General features: G+C 61.3%; 21 protein-coding genes. 17 read left to right on the top strand and 4 right to left on the bottom strand.

Going from position 1 to position 20,728, the window contains the following annotated elements; all coding sequences use genetic code 11:
- Together AWB69_RS21495 and AWB69_RS21490 are read right to left on the bottom strand one after the other, a co-directional pair.
- A partial coding sequence (locus AWB69_RS21495) for a cupin domain-containing protein (RefSeq protein ID WP_082913506.1) occupies positions 1-418 on the bottom strand: 418 nt, incomplete at its 3' end.
- A gap of 55 nt (positions 419-473) precedes the next feature.
- Positions 474-1,265: an IclR family transcriptional regulator gene (locus AWB69_RS21490; RefSeq protein WP_062088433.1), complete on the bottom strand. Its 792-nt coding sequence runs from the start codon at positions 1,263-1,265 to the stop codon at positions 474-476.
- Positions 1,266-1,652: 387 nt separating this feature from the next.
- Here AWB69_RS21490 and AWB69_RS21485 point away from each other — a divergent pair, with 387 nt between their 5' ends.
- The 7 genes from AWB69_RS21485 to AWB69_RS21455 all read left to right on the top strand — a co-directional run bounded on the left by AWB69_RS21485 (position 1,653) and on the right by AWB69_RS21455 (position 8,629).
- Positions 1,653-2,717: an ABC transporter ATP-binding protein gene (locus AWB69_RS21485; RefSeq protein ID WP_062088431.1), complete on the top strand. Its 1,065-nt coding sequence runs from the start codon at positions 1,653-1,655 to the stop codon at positions 2,715-2,717.
- Between the two features lie 68 nt (positions 2,718-2,785).
- Complete coding sequence (locus AWB69_RS21480; RefSeq protein ID WP_062088429.1) at positions 2,786-4,120, top strand: ABC transporter substrate-binding protein; 1,335 nt, start codon at positions 2,786-2,788, stop codon at positions 4,118-4,120.
- A gap of 99 nt (positions 4,121-4,219) precedes the next feature.
- Entirely contained in the window at positions 4,220-5,074 is an 855-nt protein-coding gene (locus AWB69_RS21475; RefSeq protein WP_407923048.1) for a carbohydrate ABC transporter permease, read from the top strand.
- Between the two features lie 4 nt (positions 5,075-5,078).
- Positions 5,079-5,939 carry a carbohydrate ABC transporter permease gene (locus AWB69_RS21470; protein WP_062088470.1) on the top strand — a complete coding sequence of 287 codons (861 nt, stop codon included), beginning with the start codon at positions 5,079-5,081 and terminating at the stop codon, positions 5,937-5,939.
- Between the two features lie 23 nt (positions 5,940-5,962).
- Positions 5,963-7,081 carry a mandelate racemase/muconate lactonizing enzyme family protein gene (locus AWB69_RS21465; RefSeq protein WP_062088425.1) on the top strand — a complete coding sequence of 373 codons (1,119 nt, stop codon included), beginning with the start codon at positions 5,963-5,965 and terminating at the stop codon, positions 7,079-7,081.
- 3 nt (positions 7,082-7,084) lie between these two features.
- Positions 7,085-7,444: an L-rhamnose mutarotase gene (locus AWB69_RS21460; protein WP_231937188.1), complete on the top strand. Its 360-nt coding sequence runs from the start codon at positions 7,085-7,087 to the stop codon at positions 7,442-7,444.
- A 411-nt stretch (positions 7,445-7,855) separates the two neighbouring features.
- Positions 7,856-8,629, top strand: coding sequence for a class II aldolase/adducin family protein (locus tag AWB69_RS21455; protein WP_062088423.1), 774 nt, complete (start codon positions 7,856-7,858; stop codon positions 8,627-8,629).
- A gap of 16 nt (positions 8,630-8,645) precedes the next feature.
- On the opposite strand, the gene AWB69_RS21450 is transcribed toward AWB69_RS21455, so the two are convergent.
- Positions 8,646-9,563: a LysR family transcriptional regulator gene (locus AWB69_RS21450; protein ID WP_062088466.1), complete on the bottom strand. Its 918-nt coding sequence runs from the start codon at positions 9,561-9,563 to the stop codon at positions 8,646-8,648.
- Between the two features lie 95 nt (positions 9,564-9,658).
- On the opposite strand from AWB69_RS21450, the gene AWB69_RS21445 reads away from it, so the two are divergent.
- A complete protein-coding gene (locus tag AWB69_RS21445) occupies positions 9,659-10,852 on the top strand; it encodes an acyl-CoA dehydrogenase family protein (RefSeq protein ID WP_062088421.1) in 1,194 nt (397 codons plus the stop codon).
- A gap of 13 nt (positions 10,853-10,865) precedes the next feature.
- Positions 10,866-11,375, top strand: a complete 510-nt coding sequence (hpaC, locus tag AWB69_RS21440; RefSeq protein WP_062088419.1) for a 4-hydroxyphenylacetate 3-monooxygenase, reductase component — start codon at positions 10,866-10,868, stop codon at positions 11,373-11,375.
- Positions 11,376-11,397: 22 nt separating this feature from the next.
- Here the strand turns inward: hpaC and AWB69_RS21435 are convergent, their stop codons facing one another.
- Complete coding sequence (locus AWB69_RS21435; RefSeq protein ID WP_062088417.1) at positions 11,398-12,102, bottom strand: EthD family reductase; 705 nt, start codon at positions 12,100-12,102, stop codon at positions 11,398-11,400.
- 157 nt (positions 12,103-12,259) lie between these two features.
- Here AWB69_RS21435 and AWB69_RS21430 point away from each other — a divergent pair, with 157 nt between their 5' ends.
- The 8 genes from AWB69_RS21430 to AWB69_RS21395 all read left to right on the top strand — a co-directional run bounded on the left by AWB69_RS21430 (position 12,260) and on the right by AWB69_RS21395 (position 20,717).
- Positions 12,260-12,712 carry a hypothetical protein gene (locus AWB69_RS21430; RefSeq protein WP_062088415.1) on the top strand — a complete coding sequence of 151 codons (453 nt, stop codon included), beginning with the start codon at positions 12,260-12,262 and terminating at the stop codon, positions 12,710-12,712.
- Positions 12,709-13,659, top strand: a complete 951-nt coding sequence (locus AWB69_RS21425) for an NADP-dependent oxidoreductase (RefSeq protein WP_062088413.1) — start codon at positions 12,709-12,711, stop codon at positions 13,657-13,659. Before AWB69_RS21430 ends, AWB69_RS21425 begins: the two co-directional genes overlap by 4 nt.
- A 132-nt stretch (positions 13,660-13,791) precedes the next feature.
- Positions 13,792-14,553: an HpcH/HpaI aldolase family protein gene (locus tag AWB69_RS21420; RefSeq protein WP_062088411.1), complete on the top strand. Its 762-nt coding sequence runs from the start codon at positions 13,792-13,794 to the stop codon at positions 14,551-14,553.
- A 7-nt stretch (positions 14,554-14,560) separates the two neighbouring features.
- The gene (locus AWB69_RS21415) at positions 14,561-15,997 is read left to right on the top strand and encodes an FAD-binding oxidoreductase (RefSeq protein ID WP_062088408.1); all 1,437 of its coding nucleotides are present in this window, start codon (positions 14,561-14,563) and stop codon (positions 15,995-15,997) included.
- On the top strand, positions 15,997-17,016 hold the full coding sequence (locus AWB69_RS21410; protein ID WP_062088405.1) for an ABC transporter permease: 1,020 nt from the start codon (positions 15,997-15,999) through the stop codon (positions 17,014-17,016). Before AWB69_RS21415 ends, AWB69_RS21410 begins: the two co-directional genes overlap by 1 nt.
- 11 nt (positions 17,017-17,027) lie before the next feature.
- Positions 17,028-17,996: an ABC transporter permease gene (locus tag AWB69_RS21405; RefSeq protein ID WP_231937187.1), complete on the top strand. Its 969-nt coding sequence runs from the start codon at positions 17,028-17,030 to the stop codon at positions 17,994-17,996.
- A gap of 2 nt (positions 17,997-17,998) precedes the next feature.
- Positions 17,999-19,873 carry a dipeptide ABC transporter ATP-binding protein gene (locus AWB69_RS21400; RefSeq protein WP_231937186.1) on the top strand — a complete coding sequence of 625 codons (1,875 nt, stop codon included), beginning with the start codon at positions 17,999-18,001 and terminating at the stop codon, positions 19,871-19,873.
- A gap of 151 nt (positions 19,874-20,024) precedes the next feature.
- Positions 20,025-20,717, top strand: coding sequence for a GntR family transcriptional regulator (locus AWB69_RS21395; protein WP_062088401.1), 693 nt, complete (start codon positions 20,025-20,027; stop codon positions 20,715-20,717).
- Positions 20,718-20,728 lie beyond the last annotated feature (11 nt).

Genomic DNA, 20,728 nt, shown 5'->3' with positions numbered 1-20,728 from the left:
GGCCGCCTTCGGTTTGCGTGGCATACATGCTCCTTTGCGACATGTTATGCCTTACACACAAAATTTTGGACAGGCTCCCGGTATGCCTGGTCGTCACCGGTTCGATCAACACAATCCAGCATTCTTCTTGGGCCACCGGGTTATGCATGACGCCGCGCGGCACGACATGCATGGATCCTTCCGGCAACTGGATCGCTTGCCCTCCTTCATACTCAATCCGCAGACTCCCGCGTACGACGTAGAACAGTTCGTCTTCTCCAGCGTGGTTGTGCCAGACGAGCTCGCCCCGGACCTTGGCAACTTTCACATATTGATCATTTACTTGCGCTACGACCTTGGGTGACCAGTATTCGGTAACTGCGTCGAACGCCGTCTTCAGGTCGATGGCGCCCGCTGAAAAGGCCAGGTTCATGGTCATTTCTCCGCTCAATTAGTCGTGCAGCCACGATGCGGCCAAGCAGGGGGCGAGTGCTTCAACCCGCGCCCACACCCGGCTCCCAGTACACATTTAGCCCCATTAACCCGGTCAACGTTTGCGCCGCCGTTTTCATCCTTTCCCCGACCTCGTTCATGGTGGGTACCGGCGCTTGATCGATGCGTTCTATATACGGCGTGGTCAGCGAAGCAATTGCGTGTCCGTTTCGTCCAAACACGGGATAAGCGAGATTCTTGACGCCCTTGACCTGGCGGCTGGGCATGCGTGCATGTCCGCGTTCCTTGATCCGCGCGAGATCCGCGGCAAGCTGTTTTGCATCGACCGGGAGCTCGCCGTCAACGGGGACGTGCAGCTTAAGCATCCTCTTGCGTTCCAGTTCTTCCTGGAACGCCATGAGCACTTGTCCCGAGGCGGTATCGGTCATGCCGATCAGTGTTCCCACTTTCAGCGAGAAGCCCCAGCGTTCCGGGCTTTCCACTCCCGCGACAATCAGCACGCGCCCGTCCTGATACACGCAGAGGTGGAACGACTGCCTGACGTCGTTGGCCAGTTGTGTCATCAACGGCAGCGCGGTGGTCACCAGAGACCTTACCGGCTGATGCCGGTGAGCAAGCTGGAACAGCAGCAACGACAACACGTACCGGTCGCCTATTGCCAGCAGATATCCACGCGCTTCCAGCGTGACGACCATGCGAAAGATCTCTGCAGTCGTGCGCCCGAGCGTCTTCCCCAGGTCAGCCAGTGACAACCCCTCAGGATGACTCGCCAGCAGTTCGATGATGTCCAGCCCCTTTTCGAGCGCCGGTGCCGAATATCGTGTGTTGTCCAAAATCTCTCCTTGCTCTCAAGCCCGATGTTCGCCTTCAACCGATAACCGGCAGCCGATCCCGACACGGCGGGATCCGGCAACGCATGGCGTGATTGTAGTTCGTGAAACCCTTGCATTTGACGTCATCCTCGACGGAAACAGGGGGCGGACGGGCATCGGGAAAACACTGACGCAAATTCACATATGAAATGGCATTTTATCTTTAAAATGTTTTGCATCGGTAGAAAAGTGGTCCGCAAGACGAGCGGGACACAGGTCCGCGGCGCGGAGTGATTCGCGTACCAACATCGGCATGGGACCGGAGTAAGGGTCATGGGACCGGAGTAAGCGCTAAAGCGCCAACTCCGGTCGACACCTTAACTCCGGTCGACAGAGAAGGCGACGCTAATGGCTGAAGTGGCATTCAAACAGGTGCAGAAATCGTTCGGCGCCGTACAGGTGTTGAAGCAGATCGACCTGACGGTAAAGGACGGCGAGTTCCTCGTGCTCGTGGGCCCAAGCGGTTGCGGCAAGTCGACATTGCTGCGCGCGCTGGCGGGACTGGAAGGCGTGACGCATGGACGGATCCTGATAGACGGCCGTGTGGTCAATGACTTGCCGCCGAAGGATAGGGACATCGCGATGGTGTTCCAGAACTACGCGCTGTATCCGCACATGAGCGTGTTGGAGAACCTTACGTTCGCGCTGAAGTTGCGCGACCTGAAGCCCGATGAAATCGCGGCGCGTGCAAATCAGGCCGCGACCATTCTGGGACTTCAGGACTTGCTCGGCCGATATCCGCGCCACCTGTCCGGTGGTCAGCGTCAACGCGTGGCCATGGGGCGCGCGATCGTGCGTGACCCGAAGGTGTTCCTGTTCGACGAACCGTTGTCGAACCTCGACGCAAAGCTGCGCGTGCAAATGCGGGCGGAGATCAAGGCGCTGCATCAGCGCCTGCGCGCAACGACGGTCTACGTCACGCACGATCAGATTGAAGCAATGACGATGGCAGACCGCATTGTCGTGCTGAACGGTGGCGTGATCGAGCAGATTGGTGCGCCGCTCGAACTCTACGATGACCCCGACAACCTGTTTGTCGCGAGTTTTATCGGCTCGCCGTCCATGAACCTGTTTAGCGGCCGCTACGAGTTGCAAAACGATGGCGCGCGGGTTCGTATCGGCGATTTCTCGATACAGGTGCCGGTGGTCAACGCCAAAGACGGCCAGGAGGTGACGGTCGGTGTGCGGCCCGAGCATCTTGCGGTGGCGCAGGCCGGCGGCATTCCATTCAACGTCGATGTGGTCGAGCCGACAGGTGCATCCACCGAGTTGTTCGGGACGGTCGCGGGGCAGCGCTGTTGCGTGATCGTGAACGGACGTTTGTTGCTGAGCCCGCAGCAGGGCATCCGCCTCGACGCGGAGCTTGAAAACACGCTGGTCTTCGACACCGGCACCAGCCGCCGGCTGCGCTAGAAAGCTGGAAACAACCACATGCAAGCCGTACCGCTTGACGTCACGGCACATAACAAAGGAGATGAATCATGGTTAGGGATTCGATAAAAACCGGCCTCAAGATCACTGTGTCGGTACTGGCTTTGGCGGGTCTGGTGGCGACCACCGCCGCACGCGCCGACAACGAATACAAAGGCTATACACTGCGCGTCAAGCTGATCGGCGGTGTGCAATATGAAGCGCTCTACACGCGCATTCCGCTGTGGGAAAAAGAGACCGGCGCGAAGGTCGAGATTGTCTCGCGCAAGAGTCACTTCGAGCTGGATCGGGAGTTGAAGCAGGACATTGCTTCGCAGCATATCGACTATTGCGTGTCGTCGAATCATACAAATTTCTCCGCGCAATATCCCATCTTCCGCGACCTCAAGGGTTTGTTCCCCGCGAGCTATCTTGCGGCGTTCGCGCCTGCTTTGCTGAAGCAGTCCGAGGTGAAGGGGCAACTTGTCCAGATCCCCCGGTCAACGGATATAGAAGCGCTCTATTACAACAAGACCGCTTATGCCGATCCGGCCAATCGCGATGCGTACAAGAAGCAATTCGGCGTGGATCTCGCGCCCCCGAAGACCTTCGCCGAATACACGCAGCAGGCGACCTTCTTCACCAAGGCGCCGAACTTCTACGGCACGCAATTCCCGGGCAAGGACGAGGCGCTGACGGGCACTTTTTATTCGCTGCTGGTGGCGAACGGGGGCCAGTTGCTCGATGCCAAGATGCAACCCAAGTTCAACTCGCCGGTGGGCGTGAAGACGCTCGACTGGTTCGTCAACCTGTACAAAGCGGGCGTGGTGCCGAAGGGCGTGCCGAGCTACGTCTGGGACGATCTTGGCAACAACTTCGCGTCAGGCAAGGTAGCGCTCGATCTCGACTGGCCGGGTTTTGCATCGTTCTATAACGACCCGAAAACGTCGAAGCTCGCCGGCAACGTCGGTGTGGTTCGTGCGCCGCTGGGTGCGGCCAACAAGCGGCCGGGCTGGTCGGGTTCGCATAGTTTCTCGATCACGAAAGTCTGCGCGCGGCCGGAAGTGGCGGCCAGTTTTATCGAGTTCCTGACGAGCAAGGATTCGCAAATGGTCGAAGCGCGTCTCGGTTCGATTCCTTCGCGTATTGATGCGCAGCAGGCGATCGTGCAGGAGTTCAAGACGAAGAACGACCACTTCATGGCGGACGCGGTCGCGACCTTCAGTCAGGCCGCGAAGGAAGACTCCTTCACCCCGCCGCGTGTTGCGCAATGGAACGAGATTTCGAACGCGCTGTGGCCGGAGTTGCAGAAGGCGATTATCGGTGACGAAACCTCGCAGCAAGCGCTCGACAATGCGGCGAAGAAGGTCGCGGACATCATGCAGGACGCGGCGGACAACCAGTAACCGACGATCAACATGCAATCCAACACGCCTTACTCGATCGGCGGCGAGCCTGTCCTGGCTACATCGCGCCGGCGCATACCGCTGCCGATCAAGCTGCTCATGCCCGCGTTCCTGGCGGTCGGGATCGTGGTGATCCTGCCGCTGTTGTTCTCGTTTTACACGAGCTTCACGGCGTATCGCTTGACCGACCCGGATACGCTTTCGCACTGGATCGGCTGGCGTAACTACGAACGCGCGTTTGCGAATGGAGACTTCTGGGCGGCGTTCGGGCGCACGATCCTGTTTTTGACCGTTGCGCTGAATCTTGAGCTGCTGCTGGGCCTTGGCGTGGCGCTGCTGCTCAATCAGGTGACGAAAGGCCAGCGGGCGTTACGCACGGTGATGATGTTCCCCATGATGTTCTCGCCAGTGCTGGTTGGCTTCCAGTTCAAGTTCATGCTCAACGACAGCACGGGCATTGTGAACAACCTGATGCAGACGCTATTCGGCGCGAAGTCTGCGTTCCCGTTTCTTGTTAACGCCAACTCCGCGCTTGCGTCGTTGATCGCAGCCGAGGTATGGAACTCGACACCCATCTTCGCGGTGATCCTGCTGGCGGGTTTGATGGCGTTGCCGAAAGATCCGATAGAAGCGTCGAAGGTGGATGGCTGCACGTCATGGCAGACATTCCGCTACGTCACGCTGCCGTACCTGATGCCGTTTATCTATATCTCCATGACGATCCGTTCGCTCGACGTAGGCCGTGCTTACGACATCGTGCGCATCATGACGAATGGCGGTCCGGGCGGACGCACGGAACTGCTCTGGACAATGGTCGGGCGGATTGCGTACGACGACTCGCACATGGGTTACGCCAACGCGATTGCGTACGTCTCGGTGCTGGTGTCCATCCTCTTCACGCTGTACTTCTTCCGCAAGTTGAGCGGTGCGCGCAAACACATGGGGCCAGCCTGACATCATGAGCGATATCGCAATCAAAGGCGCATTCCTGCGCAAGTCGGCGTTGTGGTTCGGCGTGTTTATCGTGATGGCGATCATCTGTTTGCCGGGGCTGTGGGTCGTGCTCAACGCGTTCCGTTCGAACGTGGCGATCTTGTCGAATCAATCCCCGTTGGTCGGTTCCAGCTACACACTCGATAACTTCAAGAGCATGTTCGGCTACGGGCAAATGGCGTCGCTGCCCATCAGCCAGTACTTCGTCAATTCGCTGATCATTTCTTGCGTGAGTACGATCGCCGCGCTCGCGGTCGGCGTGCTTGGCGGTTATGCATTCGCGCGTTTCGAGTTCAGGCACAAGCAGGTCATGTTCGTGGCGCTGATGCTGACACGTGCGATTCCTGGCATTGCGTTGTCGCTGCCTATCTTCATGCTGTGGGCATGGACCGGTCTGCTCGATACGCGCATTGGCGTGATCCTTGTTTATCTTGCGATGAACGTACCGTTCACCGTATGGCTTATCGACGGCTTCTTTCGCGAGGTGCCGATCGAGTTGTCGCAAGCGGCGCAGATCGATGGATGCAACCGCTGGCAAGCGTTTTGGCGCATCGAATTGCCGCTGGCAAAAAGCGGGATTGCATCGGCGGGAATCTTTGCGTTTCTCACTAGCTGGAACGAATTCGCACTCGCCACGCAATTGTGCCGAAGCCCTGATACGAAGACGCTGCCTGTCGGGCTGATGGACTTCACCGCGCAGTTTTCGGTCGACTGGGCCGGCATGTGCGCGATGGCCGTGATCATCATCATTCCGGCGATCGTGCTGACGTTCATCGTGCAAAAACACCTGATCGCGGGCTTGACGCTCGGCGGCGTGAAAGGTTGAACGCGCTTTAAAGGAAACCCAAAATGACAACTATCGATACCGTCGACATCCGCCAGGTCGACCTTCAACCCAAAGTCAAACGCACGGACGCGATCCAGTCGTTCGTAGTCCAGGAGACTGTGTTGGTGACGCTCCATTGCAGCGATGGCAGCGTGGGCACCGGATACACCTACACCATCGGCACGGGCGGTTCGTCCATTGTCGCGTTGCTGCATGATCACCTGGCGCCGTTGCTGATCGGGCGCGACCCGGCCGGGTACGAAGCTATCTGGCGCGACCTCTTTTTCCATACGCACGCAACGGCGGTCGGTGCGATCACGAGCCTGGCGCTGGCCGCAATCGATACCGCTCTATGGGACCGCAACACGCGCGTGGCGAACCTGCCGTTGTGGGTCGCGGCCGGCGGATCGAAGCCGCGCACGCGCACGTATTCCACCGAAGGCGGATGGTTGCATTTGTCTGAGGCCGAACTCGTCGATCAAACCCTGCAGGCGCGCGATGCCGGTTTTCATGGCGCGAAGATCAAGGTTGGCCGGCCGCATCTGGCTGAAGACACGCGGCGGCTCACGGCTGTGCGCGACGCCATGGGCGATGACTTCGAAATCATGGTCGACGCGAACCAGGGCTTCACGTTGTCCGAAGCCATCCGCCGCGCGCATGCGTTCGAGCCGTTGCGGCTCGCGTGGCTCGAAGAGCCCATGCCCGCTGAAAATATCGCGGCGCACCAGCGGCTTTGCGCCGCGAGTCCGGTGCCCATTGCGGTGGGGGAATCGATGTATCACCCGGCGCAATTCGCCGAGTATCTGAAGGCCGATGCATGCTCGATCGTTCAGGCCGATGTCGCGCGCGTGGGCGGGATCACGCCGTGGCTGAAAGTGGCGCATCTGGCCGAGACCATGAACGTGTCCATCTGCCCGCACTTCCTGATGGAGTTGCATGTGAGTTTGTGCGCGGCCGTGCCGAACGCAACGTGGCTCGAATATATTCCGCAACTCGACGCGTTGACCGGAAAGCAGGTCCAGATCGAGCAGGGTTATGCCGTCGCACCGATGGAGCCGGGGATTGGCATCGACTGGGATTGGGATGCGATACAGGCGACGCAACGCACGCATGTTTGCGTCGATGCCCGCGCGGCGGCTTGAGCCATGAGCACGAACGTGATGCGCCATTGCCTGTCACTCGATCTGCGCGACGACCCCGAGGTCATCGCGCAATACGATCACTATCACGAGGCGGTCTGGCCTGAGGTGCTTGATGCGCTGCGGGCGTCAGGCATCATCGACATGACGATCTGGCGGCGCGATACGCGGCTGGTGATGTTGATTGAGACAATGCCTGACTTCAGCTTTGATCAACTCGTGGCGGGCGCGGATGTTCACCCGCGCGTGACTGAGTGGAACGCATTGATGGCGAGCTTTCAGTGTCCGCTGCCGGGTGCAACGAGCGCTGAATGGCAGCCGATGAAACTCGCGTTCAATATGCAGGCGCAGATGAAGCGAGCGTAAGAGCTGGCCCAAGCCCGCTTGATCAGACAATACGCACGATCACGGAAAACAGCCATACCGCAATACCGACGCCACCGACCAGGCATACGGCTACTGCGCACAAACGCCAAAGGGTCTTCATCGGTCGTACCTAAAAAAGAAGGCCGCAAAAGCGGCCTGAAGAGGGGTACTACAGGGGGATCAATGAGATGCATCGTAAAACGCGAGACTTAAGAGAACATTAAGCCGCGCTTGGTCCTTGCGCATCACGCTTACCCCTGTAAGTGAACTGACCCCAACTTGTCCAGCCGGCGCACCCGCCGCTCGCCCAGCCACCACGACGAATAATAGACTCAAAAATTTCGTTCTGGTAAAGTGAATTCAGAATTCCTTATCTGCTTGAAACTCAATGGAGCTGACTTGGAGCTGAATATGACCGTTGTGGAAACCGCTGCAGCCCGTCCGATTATTTGCACCGACGCCGAATGGGCTGCACGCATCAAACTGGCCGCGACCTATCGCGTGTTCTTCATGCTGGGCTGGCATGAACTGATCTTCAACCACATCACGCTGCGCGTGCCGGGCACCGAGGATCAACTCCTCATCAACCCGTTCGGACTTGCTTACGACGAAGTCACCGCATCGAACCTGGTGAAGATCGACTTGACCGGCAAAGTCCTCAGCGACAGCCAGTACCCCGTCAATCCGGCAGGGCTGACCATCCACAGCGCCGTGCACGCCAACGTCCCCGATGCGCATTGCGTCATGCATATCCACACCACGGCAAGCGTCGCGGTCGCCTGCATGGAGGAGGGGCTGGAGGACAACAATATCTATTCGTCGCAACTGCATGACATGGTCGCGTATCACACGTTCGAAGGCACGACCGTCCACGATGAAGAAAAGTCGCGCATGGTGGCGTCGCTGAATAACAAGCGGCTGATGATCCTGCGCAATCACGGTTTGCTCGCGCATGGCGCCACGCTCGGCCATGCGTTCGTGCTGATCTGGACCCTGAACCGCGCATGCGAAATTCAACTCGCGACGCATTCCATGCGAGGCAAAACCCTGCTCGTCGATCCAAAAATCAGCGAGCGCTCGACCCGCGACGCGCTTCAATACGATCCGCGCTTTGGCGGCGGAGATCAGGTCCTGGACGCGTTGATTCGCCGCCTTGACCGCACCGACACGACCTACAGGCAGTGACGCGGGCAGTAGCGCCTCAAGGCTGCGCGGCGAACATCTCCATCAGGACATCGCGCAGCCATTGAATACCGGCATCGCTTGAGAAGCGCACATGCGTGTGGATTTTCACTTCGATGGCCGGCAAATCGAACGGTAACGCGAGCAACCGGAATGCGTGACCGCGATTGAAGCGCTCGGCAATGCTGCGTGGAAAGATCACCGCGAGATCCGTGGTCCGGACAATCTCCGGCGCCACGATGAAATGCGGCAGCCGCAGCACGATATCGCGTTCCATGCCGAGTTCCGCGAGCCATTGCTCGATCATCCGGTGCCCGGTGGCGTTTGTGCTTGCATAGACGTATCGCAAACCAGCCAGATCCTGCTTCGACGCCTTCTTCCCCTTCAGCGGATGTCCCGCGCGAACCAGGCACACGTGTTCGTCTGAGAACAGCCTGTCGCCTATACAGTCTTCCCCAAGCCCCGGCATGTAGCCGAGCGCGAGATCGATCTCGCCGGCACGCATGGCGGCGCCCGCTGACTCGGACGCAAGCTGCACGATCTCGAAGCGAACCTTCGGCGCCGTGCTTTCCAATGCGGCAAGCAAGGGCGGCAGGAAGTAGAACTCTGACATATCCGACATCGATATCTTGAACACGCGTGACGCGGTCGCGGGATCGAAGTGACCATGCGCCTGCATTGCGAGGCTGATGATGCTGAACGCTTCATCGAGCGGACCGTGAAGGCGGATCGCGGCCTCGGTCGGCACCATGGTTTGCGGCGTGCGCACGAACAGCGGATCGTCGAACAAGGTGCGCAGACGCCGCAACGAATGACTCACGGCGGGCTGTGTCAGACCAAGCCGCTCGCCCGCCGCAGTGAGGCTGCGCAGGTCCCAGATCGCGAGGAATACGCGCAACAGGTTGAGGTCGGTGAGACCGCTATTCGTCTGGTTCATGGCATCCATTATTGGTGCGAATTTGACGCATGGGTGGGCCAATTCTATCTTGAGGACAATCCATCCCACCGATACAAAACCACGCCGGAGCCCCGATGAATCTCGCAGACGACCCCAAGCTGGCGCCGCTCACCCACGCATCGAGCGCAATCGCCAATCCGCTCGCGCTGGACGATGTCATCGCGGAAATTGCTGCGCGCCGCGATGAATTCGATGAACTCTCGCATGTTCCCCGCGACATGATCGCGACCATGAAGCGCGCTCGCATTTTCCGCGCAAGCACGCCCAGATGTTTCGGCGGCGACGCGCTTGCGCCGGCTGATTTCCTGCGCGTGCTGGAACGCATCGCGGTGGCGGACGGGTCCACGGCGTGGGTGGCCGCGTTCGGCTCGGCCAATGTCTATCTCGCGGCTTTGCCCGTTGAAACCCAGCGCGAAATCTATGCAAGCGGCCCGGATCAGGTGTTCGCCGGCGGCCTTTACCCGGTGCAACCCGCCGCTGCTGCTGCGGGTGGCTGGACCGTGAGCGGTCAATGGCATTTTGCGAGCGGCTGCAAGGGCGCGGACTGGATCGGCGTGGGCATTGGCGGGGCGCCCGCGGGCAGCGACAGTCCGAACGCCGGCAAGCCGTTGACGGCGGTGTTTCGTGCGGAAGAAGTCGAGATCGTCGATAACTGGAACGTGGTCGGCATGCAGGGCACGGGCAGCCACGACCTGCGCCTGAAAGACAAATTCGTCGCCGATCCGTGGACATTCATGCGCGGCAGCGGCGCGGTGATCGATGAACCCTTGTACAAATATCCCGCCGTTTCGTACCAGGCCGAAGTCCATGCGGCGGTCAACGTCGGGCTGGCGCGCGCGGCGCTCGACCTGGCTGCGGAGATGTCGGGCGGCACGAAAACCACGACCGGCGCGCCACGTCTGGCCGATCGTGCGTACTTCCGCATCGAATTGGGTCGCGCCGAAGCGCAGTGGCGCAGCGCCCGCGCGTTCTTCTATCAAGCGTCCGAAGACGCCTGGGACTCGATCATGGCCGGCCTCCCGGTTACGCCCGAACAAGCGAGCTTGTTGCGCCTGAGCGCCACGCACGCGGCCCATGTATGCGCGGATGTGGTCCAGCAGGCTTACCGGCTGGCCGGTGTCGCGGCAATCTACCGGAACAACCGGATGCAGCGCCTCGTTCGCGATTCCATGGTCGTCACGCAGCACGCCTTTTTGGGGGAAGCGACCTACGACGGCGCCGGCGCCATTTTCGCGGGCATCGCGCCCACGATCACGCCGTATCCGTAAGCCTGGAGGCCGCATGAATGAAGTCGATAACCGCAAGTTGTTCCGCGAAGCCATGGCGCATCTGTCGGCGGCCGTGAACATCATTACGACCGATGGCCCGCATGGCCGCTGCGGCATCACGGCAAGCGCGGTCTGTTCGGTCACGGATAGCCCGCCCACCATGCTTGTCTGCGTGAACCAGTCGAGCGCCGCGCATGCGGTGTTCGCGGGGAATGGCCGGGTCTGCATCAATGTGCTACCCGGTAATCAGCAGGAACTCGCGCGGCATTTCGCCGGCATGACCAAGCTGCCGATGAACGCCCGCTTCGAGCAGCAGACCTGGACCGCGGGACTGCTCGGCACGCCTGTTCTGACCGATGCCCTCGCGAGCCTGGAAGGGCGGATTGTCGAGCGGAAGACCGTCGGGTCGCACTCGGTGATGTTCGTGGAAGTCGCGGACATGGTGGTGCGCCACGACGGCGACGGCCTGATTTATTTCGATCGCGATTTTCATCGGGTGGCGAGAGCGCCGGTTGCTTGCTGAAAGCGTAGGGCACGATCGGGCGTCAGGCAGCCGTAAAGTCGCGTGCACGGCTGATCATGGGGAAATGCAGGTTTGCGCCGCTGAACGGCGGGAAGTTCTTGAAGTCGGCGCGCATCTCGTGACGCACCGGCGACGCCAGCGCGGCGTTCAGCGCGTCCGGCGAATCGAAGACCACCTTGTTGCGCTGCATGGCGTTCGATCGCGCCACAGGTAGCGCGCCGCGATAATCCATCCGCGTATAGATCTCGATCTCCCGGATGCCGGGAAAGCGCGCCATGATCGGCGGGTGACTGTCGATGTAATGACCCAGCCACGCGTTCAAATCCTCGGCCGGACCTTCGTAGCTGACCAGATAGGTGCAGCGAGGATCATCGGCCGGTTGCGTGCCGGAGTCGGGCACGGGAAAGCGCCGCACGGCCATGACCTGCTGCGTCAGGTCGCACTCTTTCAACCCTGTCAGATTCAATAGCGCATGCGCGTTGCCGCCTTCGCGCAAGACGCCTTCCAGCCCATCGATACTGTCAAAGTAAGCCTGCAGCGTGCAACGCGGCGGCGTCTCGGCGTGCAGGTACGGGTCGTTCGCGCCGCCTTCCACGGGCACGTGGACCACCGCGCGCCTGATGCCGGGGAAGGTCGCGGCCGCATCGAGAATCCCTTGGGCATCAAGCGGTTGGGTCACATCGGCCGTTGCGCGCTCGGTCGCAATCAGAAAGAGGCAGACATCCATGAGTTTTGCTTCCGGTTGGGCAGGCGGAAAACGATTTGGAAACGTCGCTTGACGAACAATGTTTCAGATAATAATCTGAATTCAGAATGTTGCAAAAAGCTTTGAGCGTGATTTTTTGCGCTCGCGCCCTTTTTGAAAACCTATCCGGAAACTCAAGGTGATCGACGCACATTGTCATAGCAGCAGCATTCGCGTCCAGGCCGACGCCCGGCGAGCATTTGTACTGATGTCCGACGGAGAGCGTCAAGGCCGATGGGCGCTGGGAAGCTGGAAGCGCAGAACGGTTGGGGCGCAGACGTTCATTGGAGAATCGGTGTTCACGGGCGCTGAAACCTGGGTGCGGATTCATGCCGATCCGGTCGCATTGACGATCGATTACGAAGTCGGCGGCAATGAAGGCGGCCTGCGGTTCCGCAATGCCGCGCGCGTATTCGATGGCCCGGTGCTGGGGCATCCCGAAGGCACGTCCGTCATCACGCTTTTCACGTGGCGGCTCGCTACGCAATCCGACGACGCATGGGCGCAAATCTGCTCGACGCACGAAACCGAGATGTTCCTGATCCGGGCGCTGCTCGAATCGGGTCGTGATTGCGACGCTGCGTCGGCATGAAAGCGATCCAGTATTTGCGGTACGGCGCACCCGATGTCCTTAAGCTTGTCACGCTCGACGAGCCCTTCGCGGGACCCGATGAAGTGCGTGTTCGCCTGAAGGCCGCAGGGGTATCGCCGATTGACACGAAGCTGCGTTCCGGCGCCTTGCAAGCGCACTTCTCGCTGGCGTTCCCGAAAATTCCGGGGCGTGACGGCGTGGGTGTCATCGATCAAATCGGCGAGGGGGTGACAGGGTTTTCCGTAGGCGATGAAGTGTGCGTCGCGGCGGACCCGACACGCAGCGGGACCTACGCCGAAGCGATTGTCTGTGCATCGTCACGCGTAGTGAAGAAGCCAGCCAACCTCTCGATTTCACAAGCGGCTGCCTTGCTTCAGCCCGGTGTCAGCGCATGGATTTCGATGTGCCGGACCGCGACGCTATCGGAAGGTGTGAGCGTGCTGATTCATGGCGGCGCGGGCGCGGTCGGCAGCCAGATGATCCAGCTCGCGCGTCATCTCGGCCTCAATGTGACAACAACTTGCCGCGCGGCGAATATTGACTATGTGCTGGGGCTCGGCGCGCATCGGGCAATGGCCTACGATCGCGAGGACTATCGGGATCACTTCAGCTCGCTGCGTCATATCGATGTCGTCTTCGACCTGATCGGCGGCGAGACGCATGCCCGGTCATATCAGGTACTGAAAGCGGGCGGTCAGCTTATCTACCTGACCGCCATGCCGTTTGAAAACCAGGCCGAAAAATACGGCGTCACCGTCACGCGCGCGATGATTTCGGACGCGCCGGACGCGCTCCATGCCGTCTCGCAACTCGCCGCCGAAGGCGTGCTCACACCGGGCGTAATGGCCACGCTCCCACTCGCCGCCGCAGCCGATGCACACCGCCGCTTTGAAGCGGGCCAGGTTACGCGCGGCCGGATCGTGCTGAACATGGAGGATGGAGGTTGAAAACGCTTGACGTCCAATTTTGAACCCAATAATCTGAATTCAGAATTTCGTAAACGCCGTTTCAGATCAGGTGATTGAATTTCGACCTGCGCGTTCCAACTCGATGTCAGAAGAAGTTCTCGCCACCATACGATGCAAAAAATTCCCGATGTGCGCCCCGTGCCCCAGTCGATGCAAACAGCGTTCGCGGAAAAACGCGCTTTGTCGTGCGTCTGGTTCGCAATGGGCAGCACGCCGCTCGTGGAGATCGCCCTGACGGCCGGGCCGGATTTGATCGTGATTGACCGGCAGCATGGGTTATGGGAGCGCACCGCCCTCGAAGCGGTGATCGGGCAGGCGCGGTATCAGGTTCCGGTGATCGTGCGGGTGGGCGAGAACTCGGCTCAGGCGATTGCCGAAGCGCTGGACGCCGGCGCGGCGTCGGCCCTGGTCCCGCTGATCGAATCCGCCGATGAAGCCCGCCGCGCCGTCTCCTTCGGCCGCTATCCGCCCTTTGGACAGCGCTCGGCGGGTGGCGTCAGGCCGCTGATTGCCGGCATGGCAGCCATGAAAAACGACGGCGAGCGGATATCGATTGGCGTGATGATCGAGACGGTTGCGGGCGTGGAGCACGTCGAAGCCATTGCCGCCGTGGAAGGGCTGGGATACCTGTTTATAGGTACTGGCGACCTGTCGTTATCGCGAGGCGATGCCGCGCCGGGCACGATCGAACAGGACTGCGCGCGCATTTTGAAAGCCGCGCACGCGAACAAGCTTCCGTGCGGCATCTATACCGGGTCGTCGCAGGACGCGCTTGCCGCGCGCGCACAGGGCTTCGACTTCGTCGTGGCCGCAAGCGACATTGAAGTGGTGCGCGCCGGCTTCGAGCAAGCCGTTTCCGCGCTTAAAGACTGAGTCGATCATGACGTCATCTTCGAGCAGCTTCGTCGAACGATTGGTGGCCGAGTTGGGCGCCGACGTGGTGACGCCGGGTTCCGATCTCGGCACCCGGCGGGTGCGTGACTGGAGCGGAACACCGGGTGCCGAACCCATCGCGTTGATCCGGCCGCGTTCGACGCTGGGGGTATCGCGGGCGCTCGCGTTTTGCCATGCCAACCAGCAGGCGGTCGTTACGCAGGGCGGTTTGACCGGCCTCGCGGGCGGCGCCAACCTGTCCGGCGGCGAAGTGGCGCTGAGCCTGGAGCGGATGAGCGCGATCGAAGAAGTCGATACCGTTTCGGGGACGATTACCGTGCAGGCGGGCGCGGTGCTGCAACGCGTGCAGGACGCAGCGGATGCCGCCGGCATGATGTTTCCCCTCGATCTCGGCGCGCGTGGCAGTTGCACGATCGGCGGCAACCTCGCGACAAACGCCGGCGGAAATCGCGTCATCAAGTACGGCATGGCGCGTGAGCATGTGCTGGGTCTGGAGGCGGTTCTTGCCGACGGCACCGTGGTCAGCGATCTCCACAAGATGATCAAGAACAACAGCGGTTATGACCTGAAGAACCTGCTGATCGGCAGCGAGGGCACGCTGGGGGTTATCACGCGCGCGGTCATGCGGCTTGCGCCGAAGCCAATGGGGGTATCGACGGCGTGGTGCGGGCTGCCTGACTTCGCCGCCGTCACGCGCTTGCTGCAGCATGCCCGCGCGCGGATGTCCGGCGGGGTCTCGGCGTTCGAAGTGATGTGGCCGAGTTATTACGACTACGTGCTTGCGAACGTGAAGACCGTGCGCGCGCCGCTCGACACCACGCATGCGTTCTACGTGCTGCTGGAAAGCATGGGTTCCAACGCCGAAAGACAAGCCGAAGAGTTCGAGGCCATGCTCGGCGAGATGCTCGATGCCGGCGTGATCGGGAATGCATCGCTTGCCAGTTCCGCCGCCGATGCCACCCGCTTCTGGGCCGTCCGCGACGCGCCTGCTGAATTCCCGATTCTTCTGCCGGGTCTTATCGGCTTCGACATCAGCTTTGCGATTGCCGATATCGGCCAGGTTGCCGGGCAATGCGAAGCCATGCTGCATGCGCGCTGGCCCACTATGCGCACGCTGGTGTACGGCCATCTCGGCGACGGCAACCTGCACGTCATCGCGCATCTGAAGAATGCGCCGCTTGATCTCCACGAACACGTCGATGCCGCGGTCTACGAACTCACGCGCGAATGGCACGGCGCGGTGTCCGCGGAACATGGGATAGGCGGCAAGAAGCGCGCGTATCTGGGCCACACCCGAGACGCCGGCGCGATCGGCGCAATGCGCGCGATCAAGCGCGCCCTCGATCCCTTAAACCTGCTCAATCCCGGCAAGGTGTTCGCTGACGCTGCGCCCGGCAGGTCGAGCCCCACTGGAGCGCTGTGATGCTGCGGCTGATCTCTACCGTTCTCTCGCGCCGGCTCATTGCCGCGATCCCCACGCTGCTGATGCTCTCGCTGATCGTGTTCGTCGTGCTGCGCCTCATCCCGGCCGACCCGCTCGCGATGATGCTGCCGCCCAACGCCACGCCCGCCGATGCCGCTCTGTTGCGCCATCAGCTCGGCCTCGATAAACCCATCCCCAGCCAGTTCCTGATCTGGCTCGTGAATGCGCTGCACGGCAACCTGGGGGCATCGATTTCGTTCCAGCAACCGGTCGCCACGCTGATCGGTTCGACCTTGCCCGCGACGCTTGAACTCTGTCTCACGGCGCTCGTCATCTCGCTGATCATCAGCGTGCCGGGCGGCGTGTTTGCTTACGCCGTCACCGACCGCCGCGGCGAGTTGCCGGTCAGCTTCGGCGTGGTGCTGATGCAGTCCGTGCCGTCGTTCCTGTGGGCCTTGTTGCTGATCGCGCTGCTCGGTGTGTACCTGCCCGTGCTGCCGTTTTCCGGGCGTGTAGGCGACGGCATTCCGATGCCGCATCTCACCGGTTTCCTGCTGATCGACTTCCTGGTGAAGGGCGAATTCAGCGACTGGCTGAGCGCGGTGAGTCATCTGGTGTTGCCCTCGCTTGCGCTGGCCTTCGGCTTTGCGCCCCTCGTGATCCGCGTGTTGCGATCGAGCCTGCTCGACCAGCGCAATGAATCGTATGTGGGCGTGGCGCGGCTGCGCGGGGTATCGGAGAGCCGGATCCTGTGGCGTCACATGCTGAAGAACGCGGCGTTGCCCGCCCTGACCATGATTGGCGTGCAGTTCGGTTTCCTGTTCGGCGGCGCGTTGCTTGTCGAGATGATTTTCTCGTTTCCGGGCGTGGGCAATCTGATGGTGCAGGCGGTGCGCAACAACGACCTGGTGTTGATCCAGGGCATCGCGATCGTGTTCTGCGCGCTGATGCTGGTGATCAACGCGATCGTCGACACGCTGTACGTGATCATGAATCCGCGCCTGCGCAAAACAGCTTGAGCACATACGACATGTCCACGACCCCGTTGAGTCCGAAGCACGATATGAAGGCTGACATGCTGCACGAATCCACTTCAGTCGACCCGTCGCCGGAAGCCGCCGCGCCGCTTGTGCAGGTCGTTGGCAAATCAGTTCGCGCGCGGCGCAAACCCGCTGTCAACCTGTGGCTCGGCGGCGCGATCGTGCTGGGCGTGTTGTTCTGCGCCGTGTTCGCGCCGTGGCTCGCGCCGCATAACCCGCTCGATCAGGATCTGCTGCACATGTTGTCGCCGCCCGCATGGATGGCCGGCGGTGACCCGGCGTTTCCGCTCGGCACGGACAGCCTTGGCCGTGACGTGTTATCGCGCTTGTTATATGGCAGCCGTATTGCGCTGACGGTTGCTGTGATTGCCGCGTTCGGCGCGGGGATTGTCGGCAGCGTGCTGGCGATTCTCGCCGGCTATTTCGGCGGTTGGGTCGATCGCAGCATCAGTTATCTGGTGGATCTGTGGATGTCGTTTCCGCCGGTCGTGTTGTCGCTCGTGCTGATGGTGAGTCTTGGCGTTGGTATAGAGAACGTGATCCTGTCGATCGTGCTGGTGGACTGGACGCGCTTTTGCCGCGTCGTCCGCTCCGAGGTAATGGTCGTGCGTCAGCGTGACTATGTGCTCGCGGCGCAACTGCTCAATTTCACGCATTTGCGGATCATGCTGCGCGAAATATTGCCTGCTGCGCTGCCGTTGATGATCACGCTGTTCTCACTCGAAATGGGCGTTGCGATCACGGTCGAGGCGCTGCTGAGTTTTATCGGCTTGAGCGTGCCGGCCAATGTGACCGCGTGGGGCGTGATGATCGCGGACGCGCGCGTGTCCATGCATGAGTCGTTGTCGGGGCTATTGTTCCCGGTGCTCGCGATCGTGGTCACGGTGCTTGGCTGCAACCTTCTTGGCGACGGCCTGCGTGTCGCGCTCGATCCCCGCATGCGCAGCAAGGGAGAATGATCATGGCGACGCAAATGACCGATGTCGTGCTGCAACTGGATGGCGTAACGCTGACCGCGAAGCTGGGTGGCACACCGGTCGCGGCGCTGCGGGATTTGACCTTATCGATAGGCCGGGGTCGCGTGCTGGGCGTGGTCGGGGAATCCGGCGCCGGCAAAAGCATGCTGGCGCGGTTGATTTCAGGTTTGTTACCGGGCGGATTCATGGTGACGAGCGGCAGCATGCACTTCGCCGGACAGGACATGCTTGCCATGCCGCAGGCCAAACGTCGCGCCCTTCTCGGCCGGAAAATCGCATTCATCCCGCAGGAACCGTTGACTGCGTTGAACCCGCTGTGGACTATCGCCGATACCTTCAATGAACATCTCGCGCGTATCGGCGTACCGTCGAACGAACGCTGGGAAACGGCGCGCCAAGCGCTGGAATCGGTACAACTGCCGGTGCCTGCCGACATGCTCAAGCGCTATCCGCATCAGCTCTCAGGCGGCCAATGCCAGCGCGTGCTGATAGCGATGGCCTTCGCAAGCAACCCCGCGCTGCTGATTGCTGACGAACCCACGACCGCGCTCGATGTCGTTACGCAAACCCGCGTGATGCGCATGCTGGCGGAACAACAGCGCGTGCATTCGACCGCCGTGCTGCTGATCACGCACGACCTGCGGCTGGCGGCCCATGTTTGCGACGACGTCGCCGTGATGTATGCCGGCGATCTGGTCGAGTACGGCCCGGCCCGCGATGTCCTCGATGAACCGCGCCACCCTTACACACGTGCGTTGAAATACGCGACCCCTGATCTCACCGGTCCCCGGCGTCGCTTGCCGGTACTCGCTCAGCAAATGCCGGGTTTGTCCGCGCTGGCGGGAATCGCAGGGTGTCGTTTCGCGCCGCGTTGCCCAAGCGCCGGCGCCGCGTGCGCCGCTGTGCTGCAGTCTCGCGTGGCGCCCAACGGGCACCGGGTCGCGTGCAGCGAGGCGTGCGAGCATGCTCCGCTGATGGACAATTCGCAGGCGCCGCTGTTGCCGCCCGCGCCCGTCATGGGCGCGCAACCGGTGGCGGAATTGCGCGAGGCAGCGCTGACGTACACCAGCCGCAGCGGCGTGTTCGGCCAGCGCAAGACTTCGTTCCATGCGGTGAAGCCGCTGTCGCTGCAGATTTTCCCCGGGGAATTCGTGGGGATCGTGGGAGAAAGCGGTAGTGGCAAGACATCGGTGGCGCGGCTGTTGATGGGTATCGAACAGCCGACCGATGGCCGGGTGATGATCGGCGGCGAAGATTTGACACACGGCAGCGCGGAGCGCGTGCGGCGTGCTCGCGAACAGGTTCAGATAATCTTCCAGGATCCGCAGTCGGCGTTGAACCCGCGACGCTCAGTCGAGAGGCTCCTGACGCAGGCGCTGGAAGCGGCCGGCGTGGCGTCGCTCGATGCGAAAGAGCGTATTGCCCGCGCGCAGTCGGTGCAACGCGACGTGGGTCTTCCCGCCGATACCCTTACGCGCTTTCCCTCGCAGTTGTCCGGCGGTCAGAAGCAGCGCGTGAATATTGGCCGGGCGCTGTGTGCATCGCCGCAATTGATCGTCGCCGATGAAATCGTGTCGGGGCTCGATGTATCCGTCCAGGCGCAGATCCTGAATCTGCTGCTGGAGTTGCGTCGCGAGCGCCAGATTGCGCTGTTGCTCATCTCGCACGATTTGTCGGTGGTTCGCTACTTGTGCAGCCGCGTGCTCGTGATGCGTCGTGGCGAAGTGGTGGAGCAGGGGCTGACCGAGGAAGTGTTCGCCGCGCCGCGCCATCCGTACACGCGTGCGCTGATCGACGCGGTGCCGAGCGATCATGCGGGGACGCCATGGCCGCCCGCCGGGTTGGAGGAAGCGGCTTGAGCGTCTTGCGGATCATGCGTGGCGCGCTTTCAGAGGCTGGCCGGAAGCCAGCCAGTACAATTATTGATTGCAGTGACGCTGCCGCCATCGCGGCGGCGTGCAAATCGTGCGAATTGTGACGAAATCGCAAGACAAGACAATGGAGAACACCATGGCAACCGCCGACCCGACGGTTATCAAGCAGCCACGACGAACTGCGCTGCGCCCGGCCACGCTGATGGAGTCGGTGTACCAGGAAGTGCTGGGCCGCCTTCAGCGCGGTCAGATTGGCCCTGATGACCGTGTGCTCGACTACGAGATCGCGGAGGAATTCGAGTGCACGCGCATGCCGGTTCGCCAGGCGCTGCTGCGCCTCGTGAACGAGGGTTATCTGGTCGGAACCACGCGCGGTTTTATCACGCCCGTACTGACCGCCGAAGATGTGCGCGAGATCTTCGAAGTGCGCCGCATGCTCGAACCGGGCGCGGCGGCAGCGGCCGCTGCCGTGCTCACCGATGAACAACTCGCCGGCATGGGCGCGGCTTATCGCAAATGCCGCCGCGCATTCGAGCGCAAGGACATCGGGTTGATGACCGAGGCCAACGTCGAGTTCCGCGCCATCTGGCTGGAAGGCGTGCTGAACACGCGGCTGAAAGGCACGATCCTGCGTTTCGCCGATCACACGCGCCAGGTGCGTCACGGAACCATGACGAAACCGGGCACGATGAAGCTGATTGTCGACGGCATGCAGGTGCTGCTGAAAGGCTTCGTGGATCGCGATGCGATGAAGGTACGCTCGGCGACGCAAGGTTTTATCGATGACGCCGAGCAGCAATATTTTCTCGACAGCGACGATGCGGTCTGACGCTTCCACGC

It is taken from the genome of Caballeronia udeis (genome assembly GCF_001544555.2).
In the GTDB taxonomy this organism is placed as follows: domain Bacteria; phylum Pseudomonadota; class Gammaproteobacteria; order Burkholderiales; family Burkholderiaceae; genus Caballeronia; species Caballeronia udeis.
Note: the sequence above shows the minus strand (reverse complement) of the source record. Positions and strands in the feature narration are given on the sequence as shown.